At 59.3% G+C, this 14226-nt stretch carries 14 protein-coding genes; 9 read left to right on the top strand and 5 right to left on the bottom strand.

Annotated features, from left to right (window positions below):
• Positions 1 to 129 precede the first annotated feature (129 nt).
• The gene (gene pyrC / locus PMI34_RS03005; protein ID WP_008053524.1) at positions 130 to 1176 is read left to right on the top strand and encodes a dihydroorotase; all 1047 of its coding nucleotides are present in this window, start codon (positions 130 to 132) and stop codon (positions 1174 to 1176) included.
• Entirely contained in the window at positions 1173 to 1850 is a 678-nt protein-coding gene (gene rnt, locus PMI34_RS03010) for a ribonuclease T (RefSeq protein WP_007997489.1), read from the top strand. The genes pyrC and rnt overlap by 4 nt, the downstream gene beginning before the upstream one ends.
• 176 nt (positions 1851 to 2026) lie before the next feature.
• Here rnt and PMI34_RS03015 read toward each other — a convergent pair whose 3' ends face one another.
• Entirely contained in the window at positions 2027 to 2629 is a 603-nt protein-coding gene (locus tag PMI34_RS03015; RefSeq protein WP_008053522.1) for a peroxiredoxin, read from the bottom strand.
• A gap of 310 nt (positions 2630 to 2939) precedes the next feature.
• On the opposite strand from PMI34_RS03015, the gene PMI34_RS03020 reads away from it, so the two are divergent.
• Positions 2940 to 3158, top strand: a complete 219-nt coding sequence (locus PMI34_RS03020) for a bacterioferritin-associated ferredoxin (protein ID WP_008053520.1) — start codon at positions 2940 to 2942, stop codon at positions 3156 to 3158.
• A gap of 198 nt (positions 3159 to 3356) precedes the next feature.
• Entirely contained in the window at positions 3357 to 3833 is a 477-nt protein-coding gene (gene bfr, locus PMI34_RS03025; protein WP_008053519.1) for a bacterioferritin, read from the top strand.
• Positions 3834 to 4028: 195 nt separating this feature from the next.
• On the opposite strand, the gene grxD is transcribed toward bfr, so the two are convergent.
• Together grxD and PMI34_RS03035 are read right to left on the bottom strand one after the other, a co-directional pair.
• Positions 4029 to 4370, bottom strand: coding sequence for a Grx4 family monothiol glutaredoxin (gene grxD / locus PMI34_RS03030; RefSeq protein WP_007971318.1), 342 nt, complete (start codon positions 4368 to 4370; stop codon positions 4029 to 4031).
• A gap of 97 nt (positions 4371 to 4467) precedes the next feature.
• Positions 4468 to 6576 carry a molybdopterin oxidoreductase family protein gene (locus tag PMI34_RS03035; RefSeq protein ID WP_008053517.1) on the bottom strand — a complete coding sequence of 703 codons (2109 nt, stop codon included), beginning with the start codon at positions 6574 to 6576 and terminating at the stop codon, positions 4468 to 4470.
• Between the two features lie 575 nt (positions 6577 to 7151).
• On the opposite strand from PMI34_RS03035, the gene argF reads away from it, so the two are divergent.
• Positions 7152 to 8072, top strand: a complete 921-nt coding sequence (gene argF / locus PMI34_RS03040) for an ornithine carbamoyltransferase (protein WP_032829900.1) — start codon at positions 7152 to 7154, stop codon at positions 8070 to 8072.
• Positions 8069 to 9178, top strand: coding sequence for an ABC transporter ATP-binding protein (locus tag PMI34_RS03045; protein WP_007971311.1), 1110 nt, complete (start codon positions 8069 to 8071; stop codon positions 9176 to 9178). Before argF ends, PMI34_RS03045 begins: the two co-directional genes overlap by 4 nt.
• A gap of 51 nt (positions 9179 to 9229) precedes the next feature.
• Here the strand turns inward: PMI34_RS03045 and PMI34_RS03050 are convergent, their stop codons facing one another.
• Together PMI34_RS03050 and ybaK are read right to left on the bottom strand one after the other, a co-directional pair.
• Positions 9230 to 10012 carry a PhzF family phenazine biosynthesis protein gene (locus tag PMI34_RS03050; protein ID WP_008053515.1) on the bottom strand — a complete coding sequence of 261 codons (783 nt, stop codon included), beginning with the start codon at positions 10010 to 10012 and terminating at the stop codon, positions 9230 to 9232.
• A 101-nt stretch (positions 10013 to 10113) separates the two neighbouring features.
• A complete protein-coding gene (ybaK, locus tag PMI34_RS03055) occupies positions 10114 to 10584 on the bottom strand; it encodes a Cys-tRNA(Pro) deacylase (protein WP_008053514.1) in 471 nt (156 codons plus the stop codon).
• A 349-nt stretch (positions 10585 to 10933) separates the two neighbouring features.
• Here ybaK and PMI34_RS03060 point away from each other — a divergent pair, with 349 nt between their 5' ends.
• The 3 genes from PMI34_RS03060 to PMI34_RS03070 all read left to right on the top strand — a co-directional run bounded on the left by PMI34_RS03060 (position 10934) and on the right by PMI34_RS03070 (position 14217).
• Positions 10934 to 11785 (top strand): MIP/aquaporin family protein, encoded by an 852-nt coding sequence (locus PMI34_RS03060; protein WP_008053513.1) that lies wholly within the window; start codon positions 10934 to 10936, stop codon positions 11783 to 11785.
• 75 nt (positions 11786 to 11860) lie between these two features.
• Positions 11861 to 13366 carry a glycerol kinase GlpK gene (glpK, locus tag PMI34_RS03065; protein ID WP_008053512.1) on the top strand — a complete coding sequence of 502 codons (1506 nt, stop codon included), beginning with the start codon at positions 11861 to 11863 and terminating at the stop codon, positions 13364 to 13366.
• A gap of 95 nt (positions 13367 to 13461) precedes the next feature.
• The gene (locus PMI34_RS03070; RefSeq protein WP_007971301.1) at positions 13462 to 14217 is read left to right on the top strand and encodes a DeoR/GlpR family transcriptional regulator; all 756 of its coding nucleotides are present in this window, start codon (positions 13462 to 13464) and stop codon (positions 14215 to 14217) included.
• Positions 14218 to 14226: the final 9 nt, after the last annotated feature.

Below are 14226 nucleotides of genomic sequence, written 5' to 3'. Positions count from 1 at the left end.
GACCGACATACACATGTTTACGGCATACCTGTTGGATATCGGAAGCTTCCTGCAAAACTTGATAGCGAGTGCCTGCAAGAGTCTTTTCCGGTAGCATTCCCTTGAGTTTGACCCGCCTGGAATCCCCTCATGTCCGACCGCCTGACCCTGCTGCGTCCCGACGACTGGCATATTCATCTTCGCGATGGTGCCGTGTTGACCAATACCGTCGCGGATGTCGCGCGCACCTTTGGTCGCGCCATCATCATGCCCAACCTGGTTCCTCCGGTGCGCAACGCGGCCGAAGCCGACGGCTATCGCCAGCGGATTCTCGCTGCCCGCCCGGCCGGCAGCCTATTCGAGCCACTGATGGTCCTGTACCTGACCGACCGCACCCAGCCTGAAGAAATTCGCGAGGCCAAGGCCAGCGGATTCATTCACGCCGCCAAGCTGTACCCGGCCGGCGCGACCACCAACTCGGATTCTGGCGTCACCAGCATCGACAAGATCTTCCCTGCACTCGAGGCCATGGCCGAAGTCGGGATGCCGTTGTTGGTCCACGGTGAAGTCACCCGAGGCGATGTCGACGTGTTCGACCGCGAAAAAATCTTCATCGACGAGCACATGCGTCGTGTAGTCGAGCGTTTCCCGACCCTCAAAGTGGTCTTCGAACACATCACCACCGCGGACGCCGTGCAGTTCGTCAACTCGGCTTCGGCCAACGTGGGCGCGACCATCACCGCGCACCACCTGCTGTACAACCGCAACCACATGCTGGTGGGCGGGATTCGGCCGCACTTCTATTGCCTGCCGATCCTCAAGCGCAATACCCACCAGGAAGCCCTGCTCGACGCCGCCACCAGCGGCAGCGAGAAGTTCTTCCTCGGCACCGACTCGGCTCCCCATGCCCAGCACGCCAAGGAAGCGGCCTGCGGTTGCGCCGGTTGCTACACCGCCTATGCGGCCATCGAGATGTACGCCGAAGCCTTCGAACAGCGTAATGCGCTGGACAAGCTCGAAGCTTTCGCCAGCCTCAACGGCCCGCGGTTCTATGGTCTGCCGGCCAACACCGATCGCATCACCCTGGTCCGTGAAGAATGGACCGCCCCGACCAGCCTGCCATTTGGCGAGCTGACCGTTATCCCGCTGCGCGCCGGTGAAAAACTGCGCTGGCGCCTGCTGGAGGAACACGCGTGAGTGAAGACCATTTCGACGACGAACTGGAAGGCAATGGCGGCGGAGGCGGCCCGCGTCATCCAATGGCGGCCAGGTTCCGTGGTTACCTGCCGGTTGTCGTCGACGTAGAGACCGGTGGCTTCAACTCGGCCACCGACGCTCTGCTGGAGATCGCCGCGACCACCATCGCCATGGATGAAAAGGGTTTTGTTTACCCGGATCACACCTACTTCTTCCGTGTCGAGCCGTTCGAAGGCGCGAACATCGAAGCGGCGGCCCTTGAGTTCACGGGGATCAAGCTCGATCACCCGCTGCGCATGGCCGTGAGCGAAGAGTCTGCCCTGAACGATATCTTCCGCGGCGTGCGCAAGGCCCTCAAGGCCAATGGCTGCAAACGGGCGATCCTGGTCGGGCATAACAGCAGCTTCGACCTGGGCTTCCTCAATGCGGCGGTTGCGCGGCTGGACATGAAGCGCAATCCGTTCCATCCGTTCTCCAGTTTCGATACCGCGACGCTCGCCGGCCTCGCTTACGGCCAGACCGTACTGGCCAAGGCTTGCCAGGCAGCGGACATCGACTTCGACGGTCGCGAGGCTCACTCGGCTCGCTATGACACCGAGAAGACGGCAGAGCTGTTCTGCGGCATCGTCAATCGCTGGAAACAAATGGGTGGCTGGGAAGACTTCAACGATTGATGGCTTTCTGTAGGAGCGAGCCTGCTCGCGATGGACTTGAGAACGCCGCCGGGTGTCAGATTCCCCTCGTTATCGTTCACGACCATCGCGAGCAGGCTCGCTCCTACACAGTCCCGGCGTTATCCCGCCCATAAAAAAACCGGCCTCGATGGCCGGTTTTTTTGTACCTGCGCGCCTTACAGAGCGGCAGCGTGCTCGGTCAGGTAAGCCGCAACGCCTTCTGGCGAAGCGTTCATGCCCTTGTCGCCTTTCTTCCAGTTGGCAGGGCAGACTTCGCCGTGCTCTTCGTGGAATTGCAGAGCGTCGACCAGACGCAGCAGCTCTTCCATGTTACGGCCCAGCGGCAGGTCGTTGATGATCTGCGAACGGACAACGCCTTTGTCGTCGATCAGGAACGCGCCACGGAACGCAACGCCGTCAGCGGACTGAACGTCGTAGGCCTTCATGATGTCCTGCTTGATGTCGGCAGCCATGGTGTAGCGAACTTCGCCGATGCCGCCGTTGTTGACCGGGGTGTTGCGCCAGGCGTTGTGGGTGAAGTGCGAGTCGATCGACACAGCGACCACTTCAACGTTGCGCGCCTTGAACTCGGACATGCGGTTGTCCAGAGCGATCAGCTCGGACGGGCAAACGAAGGTGAAGTCCAGCGGGTAGAAGAACACCAGGCCGTATTTGCCTTTGATCGCCGAAGACAGGGTGAAGCTGTCAACGATCTCGCCATTGCCGAGTACGGCCGGTACGGTGAAGTCAGGGGCTTGTTTGCCTACGAGTACGCTCATTGGATATCTCCTGGTGTAATAGCGTGAGAAACAGGGTTCGCATCAGCCTGCCACCCTGAGGCGACAGCCCTGTGACACGAACCCCGGTCGCAAAAGACCGGCCATCATACACCGCGTGTTTGAGCTGGCTTAGCTGTTTTTTCCCGGTACGATGAAATCCCCGGCGGTTTTGTATCACCGGTTTGCCATATAGACCGTTCGTCAGCCATCCCCGCTTATGACGAAAAGTACTCTGAAACCACTTTGACAATCATTCTCGTTAACATTAAGATCCATCGCAATTGAGTCACAATCAGCGACGGTCTTCCTTATGTATGTTTGCCTCTGCACTGGCGTCACCGACGGTCAAATCCGCGATGCGATCTATGAAGGATGCTGCAGCTACAAGGAAGTCCGTGTGGCTACCGGCGTCGCCAGTCAATGCGGCAAATGTGCCTGCCTCGCCAAGGAAGTGGTCCGTGAGACCCTGACCAAACTGCAAACGGCCCAGGCTGCAATTCCTTTTCCAGCAGAATTTACAGCCGCTTGAATATCGAATTCCAAAGAACCGGACATATGTCCGGTTTTTTTATGCCTCAAAATCAACTAGTTATGCTCTAGACGCGGAACACAAACATTCTTATTCCGATTAATTTTCATTTAAGTTTCAATAACTTAGGTTTGACACTATTAAATACCCGGCTCAAACTCTGCTCTATTGACAGCTAATACAGGGCAGGACCCCATCATGAAAGGCGACGTTACAGTCATCCAGCATCTCAACAAGATCCTTGCCAATGAGCTGGTCGCGATCAATCAATATTTCCTGCATGCACGCATGTACGAAGATTGGGGCCTGAACAAGCTCGGCAAGCACGAGTACCACGAGTCCATCGACGAGATGAAGCACGCGGACAAGCTGATCAAGCGCATCCTGTTCCTTGAAGGCCTGCCGAACGTCCAGGACCTGGGCAAGCTGCACATCGGCGAGCACACCAAGGAAATGCTGGAGTGCGATCTGCGTATCGAGAAAACCGGCCATGCCGATTTGAAAGTAGCCATCGCGCATTGCGAAACAGTTGGCGATTTCGGTAGCCGTGAACTGCTTGAAGATATCCTCGAGTCCGAAGAAGAACATATCGACTGGCTGGAAACCCAATTGGGCCTGATCGATAAAGTGGGTCTTGAGAACTACCTGCAATCGCAGATGGGCGAAGACGAGTAAGTTCTACGCCATTAATCTCGATGCAATAAAAAGCCCCACCCTCTTTCGAGTGGCGGGGCTTTTTGTTACCCGGAATTCAGGTTTACCCTGAAATCCTGATGTGGGAGCGGGCTTGCTCGCGAAGCAGGCGACACGATTTATCTGGAAACCGCGTTATCGTTCTTCGCGAGCAAGCCCGCTCCCACACACGGCGAATCAGGCTTCGGTCTTTGGAGCAGCAGCCTTGGCGGCGGCGTCCTTGATCAGGCTCTGCAGCGAACCGTCAGCAGCCATTTCAGTCATGATGTCGCTACCGCCGACCAGCTCACCGGCAACCCACAGTTGCGGGAAGGTTGGCCAGTTGGCGTATTTTGGCAGGTTGGCGCGGATTTCCGGGTTCTGCAGGATGTCCACGTACGCAAACTTTTCGCCACACGCCATCACGGCCTGCGCGGCTTTCGCGGAGAAGCCGCACTGCGGGGCATTCGGCGAGCCTTTCATGTAAAGCAGAATGGTGTTGTTGGCAATCTGCTCTTTAATCGTTTCGATGATATCCATGGAGCACCTCGGCTGAACTTTCCGACTCATGGGTCGGCACGGTGGCGCATTGTAACGGAAAGCCGAGCGCCCTGCTCGGTCTCTCCGTCAGACTGATTCAAGCCGCCGCCACGGTCACCGGCACACCATTGAGTGCAGCATTTCCCGACAACTCGTCAAGCTGGCAGTCGTCGGTCAGGTCGTTGGCGCTTGAGCCCGGCTGGCTGCTGGCAATCGTCATTTGCACGCCCGGCCGCGCGTGACCCCAGCCGTGCGGCAGGCTGACCACGCCTTTCATCATGTCCAGGCTGCCAAGCACTTCGACTTCGATCACACCCACCCGCGAACTGACCCGGACGCGCTGCCCGTCGCTGAGCCCGCGGCTGGCCAGATCGTCCGGATGCATCAGCAACTGGTGACGCGGCTTGCCTTTCACCAACCGATGATAGTTATGCATCCATGAGTTATTGCTGCGCACATGTCGGCGGCCAATCATCAACAACTCGTCGGCGGCCGGCGCCTGCAAGGCTGCGAAGCGCGCCAGGTCAGCGAGAATCGCGGCCGGCGCGGCCTGGATGCGTTGATTGGCAGTCTTCAGGCGGAGCGCCAGGTTAGGCTTGAGCGCGCCCAGATCGACGCCATGGGGATAATCGAACAAAGTCGCCAGCGACAGCTTGTGCTCTGAATTGTCGCCGTACATCCCCATGCGCAGGCCGCGATCGATCATTTGCGCAGGGGCGATGGTGGGCTTCAGTTCTTTACCGGTCCTGGCGGCAAATGCCTTGGCCAGGCCGACGAAGATCTCCCAGTCGTGCAATGCACCTTTGGGTTTGGCGAGGATGGCGCGGTTGAAGCGGCTGACGTTGCGCACCGCAAACAGATTGAAGGTGGTGTCGTAATGGTCGTTTTCCAGCGCCGATGTAGACGGCAGGATCAGGTCGGCGTAACGCGTGGTTTCATTGATGTACAGGTCGATGCTGACCATGAATTCCAACCCGTCCAGCGCCTGTTCGAGTTGTCGGCCATTGGGTGTGGACAGCACCGGATTGCCCGCCACGGTGATCAGCGCCCGGACTTGACCTTCCCCTTCGGTGAGCATCTCCTCGGCCAGCGCCGAGACAGGTAGTTCTCCTGCGTACTCCGGGCGCCCGGAAACCCGGCTCTGCCACAGATTGAAATGCCCGCCCGAAGTCGTCGCCACCAGGTCCACTGCCGGCTCGGTGCACAAGGCGCCACCCACGCGATCGAGATTGCCGGTGACCAGATTGATCAACTGCACCACCCAGTGGCACAGCGTACCGAAGACCTGGGTCGAAACGCCCATGCGGCCATAGCAGACTGCACTCGGTGCCGCGGCGAAGTCCCGCGCCAACTGGCGGATCTGTTCGGCCGGCACGGCGCACAACGGGCTCATGGCCTCGGCAGTGAACGGCGCAACGGCCTTGCGTACATCCTCCAGGCCGTCCACCGGCAGATGGCTGTCACGTGTCAGACCTTCAGCGAACAGGGTATTGAGCATGCCGAACAACAGCGCGGCATCACCGCCCGGGCGCACGAACAGATGTTGGTCGGCAATCGCCGCCGTCTCACTACGACGCGGATCGACCACCACCACCTTGCCACCCCGGGCCTGTATCGCCTTCAAGCGTTTTTCCACATCCGGCACGGTCATGATGCTGCCGTTCGACGCCAGCGGGTTGCCGCCCAGGATCAACATGAAATCGGTGTGATCGATGTCCGGGATTGGCAGCAACAGACCGTGGCCGTACATCAAATGACTGGTCAGGTGATGGGGCAATTGATCGACCGAGGTGGCGGAAAACCGATTGCGGGTTTTCAACAGGCCGAGGAAGTAATTGCTGTGGGTCATCAACCCGTAATTGTGCACGCTCGGGTTGCCCTGATAGACCGCCACGGCGTTTTGCCCGTGATGCTCCTGAATGGCGGCGAGGCGTTCGGCGACCAGATTGAATGCCGCTTCCCACTCGATGGGCTGCCACTCATTGCCCACCCGCTGCATCGGCTGATGCAGGCGATCCGGATCGCTCTGAATGTCTTGCAGGGCCACGGCCTTGGGACAGATGTGCCCACGGCTGAACGTGTCCTCAGAGTCGCCCTTGATCGATGTGATCTGGACGCTACCGCCTTCGACCTCGGTGGTTTCGATGGTCAGGCCACAGATGGCTTCGCACAAATGGCACGCACGGTGATGGAGAGTCTTGGTCATGGCCAGTCTCTGTCTTGTTTTGGGCGGGCAGCGTTGGCCGCGGAAACAAAACTATGGCGCCAGAGCCGCCGCCACGCCAGCGACGTTCGTCTTGTGAATCGAGGGGTATCAGGCCAGCCGATGGCTGCCCGGGTTCAGTTCGAAGGCAGCCTGGGCGGCGCCTGCAACTGGATTTCCTGCAGGGCTTCAATCGGCCCGTGGGGGCCATGCACACCGGTCAGTTCGCCGATCAGGCGCCAGTGCTCGTCGAGCCCGGCGCCGATGAATGACAGGTCAGAAACCGACTGTCAGCGCACCATTGCCGCCCCGCCTGATTGCCAAGTCCCGAGGGGCCGGTGTACAAATGAACCGCTGCTATCAGGAAACAGGCTTCAAAAGCGCTACCTCGGTGAACCCGTAGCACCTCTGAAACTCCCTAAAAACTGTAGCCCTATTGGTAAGACGCGACATTTAATTATAAGATCGCGCCTCCCCCTATTTCGTCGCCCCCGTGCGGCTTACGCCGCAGGTCTCGCCCGTTGTTCCGTTAAACAAGGCTTTGAGCATCTGCGGTTTGTAGCAAAAGGTAGTCAATGATGAGCGCAAGGCACTTTCTCTCCCTGATGGATTGCACGCCCGAAGAGCTGGTCAGCGTGATCCGTCGAGGCGTTGAGCTCAAGGACCTGCGTAACCGCGGCGTACTGTTCGAGCCTCTGAAAAACCGCGTGCTCGGGATGATTTTCGAGAAATCCTCGACCCGTACCCGGATCTCCTTCGAGGCCGGCATGATCCAGCTCGGTGGCCAGGCGATCTTCCTGTCGCCCCGTGACACCCAACTGGGCCGTGGCGAGCCGATCGGCGACGCCGCCATTGTCATGTCGAGCATGCTCGATGCGGTGATGATCCGTACGTTTTCCCACAGCACCCTGACAGAATTCGCCGCCAATTCGCGCGTCCCGCTGATCAACGGCCTGTCCGATGACCTGCACCCGTGCCAGTTGCTTGCCGACATGCAGACCTTCCTCGAACACCGCGGCTCCATCCAGGGCAAGACCGTGGCCTGGATCGGCGATGGCAACAACATGTGCAACAGCTATATAGAAGCGGCGATCCAGTTCGACTTCCAGTTGCGCGTTGCCTGCCCGGAAGGCTACGAGCCCAACCCGGTGTTCCTGGCCAAGGCCGGCGATCGGGTCACTATCGTTCGCGACCCGAAGGAAGCCGTGCGTGGTGCGCATCTGGTGAGCACCGACGTCTGGACCTCCATGGGCCAGGAAGAGGAAACCGCCAAGCGTCTGCAACTGTTCGCACCGTACCAGGTCAACCGCGCCCTGCTCGACCTGGCCGCTGAAGACGTGCTGTTCATGCACTGCCTGCCGGCGCACCGTGGCGAAGAAATCAGCGTCGACCTGCTCGACGACCCGCGCTCTGTGGCCTGGGATCAAGCCGAAAATCGTCTGCATGCGCAAAAGGCCTTGCTCGAATTCCTCGTTCCGCCTTCGTACCACCACGCATGAGCCAGCCATTACTGCTTAACCTGCGCAACCTCGCCTGCGGCTATCAAGACCAGCGCGTGGTGCAGAACCTCAACCTGCACCTCAACGCAGGCGACATCGGTTGCCTGCTGGGCTCCTCGGGTTGCGGCAAGACCACCACCCTGCGGGCGATTGCCGGTTTCGAACCGGTACACGAAGGCGAAATCCAGCTGGCAGGCGAGACGATCTCCAGCGCCGGTTTCACCCTTGCCCCGGAGAAACGCCGCATCGGCATGGTGTTCCAGGACTACGCGCTGTTTCCGCATTTGAGCGTGGCCGACAACATCGCCTTCGGCATTCGCAAGCATCCGCAAAAGGATCGCGTGACCGAAGAACTGCTGGAACTGGTCAACCTGAAGAACCTCGGCAAGCGCTTCCCCCACGAGCTTTCAGGTGGCCAGCAGCAACGTGTCGCCCTGGCCCGCGCCTTGGCGCCGGAACCGCAACTGCTGTTGCTCGATGAACCGTTCTCCAACCTCGATGGCGAATTGCGCCGCAAGCTCAGCCATGAAGTACGCGACATCCTCAAGGCCCGTGGCACCAGTGCGATTCTGGTGACTCACGATCAGGAGGAGGCCTTCGCGGTCAGCGACCACGTTGGCGTGTTCAAGGAAGGTCGTCTGGAGCAGTGGGATACGCCCTACAACCTGTATCACGAACCCCTGACACCCTTCGTGGCGAGTTTCATCGGTCAGGGCTATTTCATTCGCGGTCAGTTGAGCAGCCCCGAATCGGTGCAAACCGAGCTGGGTGAGTTGCGCGGCAATCGGGCCTACACCTGGCCGGTAGGCGGCGCCGTGGACGTGCTGCTGCGCCCGGACGATATCGTCTATGCGCCCGACAGCGCACTGAAGGCACGAATTGCCGGCAAGACGTTCCTGGGTGCATCGACCCTGTATCGCTTGCAACTGCCGACAGGCGCACAGCTGGAATCGATCTTCCCGAGCCATGTCGACCGTCAGGTTGGGGCGGATGTGGGTATTCGTGTCGCGGCTGAACACCTGGTGCTGTTCCAGGCGTCCGGCAGCACGGCGGCGCAGATTCCTGCTGTTGAATCGGGCGTCCGGCGCTACAGCACAGCCAACTGATACACACGAAACAATTGTGGGAGCGGGCTTGCTCCCACAATTGGATTGGAGCTAACCCAGCAAAAGCGTTCCGCTTGCTACGAGCGTTGCATCCCCGCCGATCATCACCCGCTCGCCTTCCAGCCGGCAGAACAACTCCCCGCCCCGCGTCGAACGCTGATAGGCCGTCAGGCTCGACTTACCCAAACGCTTCGACCAATACGGAATCAGAAGGCAATGGGTCGATCCGGTCACCGGGTCCTCATTGATGCCGATTGCCGGGGCGAAGTAACGGGAAACAAAATCGTGCTGCTCGCCCTGCGCCGTCACGATAGCGCCCAACCACGGCAGTTTTGCCAGGGCCACCATGTCCGGCTTGCAGTCGAGCACGGCTTGCTCCGACTCCAGCACCACGAACAGCTCATTCGAAGCCAGTACCTCGACAGCCTTCACACCCAGTGCACGCTCGATGTCCGAGATCACGCTCACCGGCGCCGCAGTGATCGACGGGAAATCCAGCCACAATCGTCCATCTTCACGGGTCACGCTCAATGGACCGGATTTGCAGGTGAAGTCCAGCCGTTCGACGGGCTCTTTATAGACCTCAAACAGCACATGGGCGCTGGCCAGCGTCGCGTGGCCGCACAATGGCACCTCGGTGGTCGGCGTAAACCAACGGATGTGCCAGCCCTGCCCTTCACGCACCACAAACGCTGTTTCGGCTAGATTGTGTTCGGCGGCAATCTTTTGCATCAACTCATCGGCGAGCCATGTATCGAGCCGATAGACCATCGCCGGATTGCCACTGAATGGCTGATTGCTGAACGCGTCGACCTGATGAAACTCAAGCTGCATAACCTTCTCCCTTTGTCAGACCGCCGAGCATGCCGCGCTGGCCCAGCCGGCACCAGTGACAGAGCAGGCTGATTTTCACCATACAGCGCTGCACTTGGTCTTCAAGCGCGGCCGATATCGGCAAACTTCGCCTGGGTGTGTTCGGCCAGCACCGCCGGTGCCAGTTCGACTTCCAGTCCACGTCGGCCCGCACTGACAAAAATGCTGGCGAAGGGCTGAGCCGAACTATCAATGAAGGTACGCAAACGCTTTTTCTGCCCCAGCGGACTGATCCCGCCCAACAGATAGCCAGTAGAGCGCTGCGCTGCCGCCGGGTCGGCCATTTCGACCTTTTTCACGCCCGCGGCGTGGGCCAGCCCTTTCAAGTCCAGACTGCCGACAACCGGCACTACGGCCACCAGCAACTCGCCCTTCTCGCTGGCCGCCAGCAAGGTCTTGAACACCTGCGCCGGATCGAGCCCGAGTTTTTCAGCCGCTTCCAGCCCGTAGGAAGCGGCCTTGGGGTCATGTTCGTAACTGTGTACGCGATGTTCGGCCCGAACCTTTTTCAACAAATCCAATGCGGGGGTCATGACAGCTCCAGACTGGGCGACAGAAGAAAAATACTGCGCCCGATTCTAGGACATTGATTGTTAAAAGGCTCTACGGCGGCGCATCCATGACGCCATTGCCTGGCCATCCCATTCCCCAATGACTCGCTCATTCATACAGCGAATAGTTTCTTTATGACCGACGGTTCACTTTCGACCTTTGACAGCAGCGTTTCTTGTCTATATTTTTTCGTTTATGAAACTGCACGAAACGCCCTACCGTTGCACCCAGCAGTAAACCGCGACCAGGATGGGGATCCTGCCTCGGCGAAAAACGCGCTCCGACCATGATGGAAAAAAGCGCCAGACAACAAAAAAAAATGAGGTTTCAATGACAACTGCTTTACAACAACCGTCGCTCTCGAGCCAATGCATGGCCGAGTTTCTGGGTACGGCGCTGCTGATCTTTTTTGGTACAGGTTGCGTTGCCGCGCTCAAGGTCGCGGGTGCCAGTTTTGGCTTGTGGGAAATCAGCATTATCTGGGGCGTCGGCGTCAGCATGGCGATCTACCTTACCGCCGGGGTTTCCGGGGCTCATCTGAACCCTGCCGTCAGCATTGCCCTGAGCATTTTCGCGGACTTCGATAAGCGCAAATTGCCTTTCTACATACTCGCCCAAGTGGCGGGTGCCTTCTGTGGAGCGCTATTGGTCTACACCCTCTACAGCAATCTATTCTTCGAATTCGAACAATCACACCATATGGTTCGCGGCACTCAAGCCAGCCTTGAGTTGGCCTCCGTGTTCTCCACCTTCCCGAATCCAGCGCTGACCACCGCCCAGGCATTTCTGGTCGAGGTGATCATCACGGCCATCCTGATGGGCGTGATCATGTCCCTGACCGATGACAACAATGGCCTGCCAAAAGGCCCGTTGGCACCGCTGCTGATCGGCCTGCTGATTGCGGTGATCGGCAGTTCGATGGGGCCGCTGACCGGTTTTGCCATGAACCCTGCGCGGGACTTCGGCCCTAAACTGATGACTTTCTTCGCTGGCTGGGGTGAAATTTCCTTCACTGGCGGGCGCAATATCCCGTATTTCCTGATTCCTGTTTTTGCACCGATTGTCGGTGCCTGCCTCGGTGCTGCAGCCTATCGTGGGTTGATTGCCCGCCATCTGCCCAGCGCCGTACCTGCTACAAAGGATGCAACAGCTGCCATTGACGGCAAACCCAGAACTTCTTGATACCGTTGGCGCGCGCCCCCTGCCCTTTGATCGCGCGCCAGACCTCACTCCCTTATTTCGTCCAAGGCAATCGACATGACCGACACACAGAATAAGAACTACATCATTGCCCTCGATCAGGGTACGACCAGCTCCCGCGCGATCATTTTCGACCGCGACGCGAACGTGGTCTGCACCGCCCAACGGGAGTTCGCGCAGCATTACCCGCAAGCCGGCTGGGTCGAACACGATCCGATGGAAATCTTCGCCACCCAGAGCGCCGTGATGGTCGAGGCCCTGGCGCAAGCCGGCCTGCACCACGACCAGGTGGCGGCCATCGGCATCACCAACCAGCGCGAAACCACCGTGGTCTGGGACAAGAACACCGGCCGGCCGATCTACAACGCGATCGTCTGGCAGTGCCGACGCAGCACCGAGATCTGCCAGCAACTCAAGCGCGATGGCCACGAGCAATACATCAGCGACACCACCGGTCTGGTCACCGACCCGTATTTCTCCGGCACCAAGCTCAAGTGGATCCTCGACAACGTCGAAGGCAGCCGCGAGCGCGCGCGCAACGGTGAACTGTTGTTCGGCACCGTCGACAGCTGGCTGATCTGGAAATTTACCGGCGGCAAGGTCCATGTCACCGACTACACCAACGCTTCGCGCACCATGCTCTTCAACATCCACACCCTGGAGTGGGACGCGAAGATGCTGGAGGTGCTGGATATTCCGCGCGAAATGCTGCCGGAAGTTAAATCGTCCTCGGAAATTTATGGCCGCACCAAAAGCGGCATCGCCATCGGCGGCATCGCTGGCGACCAGCAAGCTGCTCTGTTCGGCCAGATGTGCGTCGAGCCAGGCCAGGCGAAAAACACCTACGGCACTGGCTGCTTCCTGTTGATGAACACCGGCGACAAAGCCGTGAAATCCCGACACGGCATGCTCACCACCATCGCTTGCGGCCCACGTGGCGAAGTGGCCTACGCGCTGGAAGGCGCGGTATTCAACGGCGGCTCTACCGTGCAGTGGCTGCGTGACGAACTGAAAATCATCAACGACGCCCACGACACCGAATACTTTGCCAACAAGGTCAAGGACAGCAACGGCGTATACCTGGTGCCGGCCTTCACCGGTCTTGGCGCGCCCTACTGGGACCCGTACGCCCGTGGCGCACTGTTTGGCCTGACCCGCGGTGTACGCGTAGATCACATCATTCGTGCCGCGCTGGAGTCGATTGCCTACCAGACCCGCGACGTGCTCGACGCCATGCAGCAGGACTCCGGCGAACGCCTCAAGGCCCTGCGCGTGGACGGCGGCGCGGTGGCCAACAATTTCCTCATGCAGTTCCAGGCCGACATCCTCGGCACGCAGGTCGAGCGCCCGCAAATGCGCGAAACCACGGCACTGGGTGCGGCTTACCTGGCAGGCCTGGCCTGTGGCTTCTGGGGCAGCCTGGAAGAGTTGCGCGGCAAGGCCGTGATCGAACGCCAGTTCGAGCCGACTCTGGATGAAACGGCGAAGGAAAAACTCTACGCCGGGTGGAAAAAAGCGGTCAGCCGCACCCGCGATTGGGCAGTTGAAGACGAGGCTGAATAAGCGAACTCCAGTCCCCGTATCTGTATGTAACTGGTAGGGAGCGGATTCCTGCGGCATCATGGGCAAATTTTGCACGGCAGCCCAAAGGACGCCCCATGAATCTGCCTCCCCGTCAGCAGCAAATCCTCGAACTGGTCCGCGAACGCGGCTATGTCAGCATCGAGGAAATGGCCACTCTGTTCGTAGTTACCCCGCAGACCATTCGCCGCGACATCAATCAGCTCGCGGAAGCCAATTTGTTGCGTCGCTACCACGGCGGCGCGGCTTACGACTCCAGCGTTGAAAACACCGCCTACGCCATGCGCGCCGATCAGATGCGCGATGAGAAACAGCGTATCGGCGAAGCCATTGCCGCGCAGATTCCCGACCATGCGTCATTGTTCATCAATATCGGTACGACCACCGAATCCATTGCCCGGGCATTGCTCAACCACAGTCACCTGAAAATCATCACCAACAACCTGCACGTCGCCTCCATGCTCAGCGCCAAGGACGATTTCGATGTCCTGCTGACCGGCGGCAATGTGCGGCGCGATGGTGGCGTGGTGGGCCAGGCCAGTGTCGATTTCATCAATCAGTTCAAGGTCGACTTCGCCCTGGTCGGCATCAGCGGCATCGATGAAGACGGCAGCCTGCTGGACTTCGACTATCAGGAAGTGCGGGTGTCCCAGGCGATCATCGCCAATGCCCGGCAAGTGATACTCGCGGCCGACTCCAGCAAGTTCGGGCGCAACGCCATGATTCGCCTGGGGCCGATCAGCCTGGTCGATTGCCTGGTCACCGATCAGCAACCTTCGCCAGCGCTGGCGCAGCTGCTGAACCAGCACAAGGTTCGGCTGGAAGTCGTTTAACCCCACCAT

The organism is Pseudomonas sp. GM74, from assembly GCF_000282455.1.
GTDB lineage: Bacteria > Pseudomonadota > Gammaproteobacteria > Pseudomonadales > Pseudomonadaceae > Aquipseudomonas.
The sequence above is the reverse complement of the archived record's forward strand: the minus strand, read 5'-3'. Positions and strand labels throughout refer to the sequence as shown.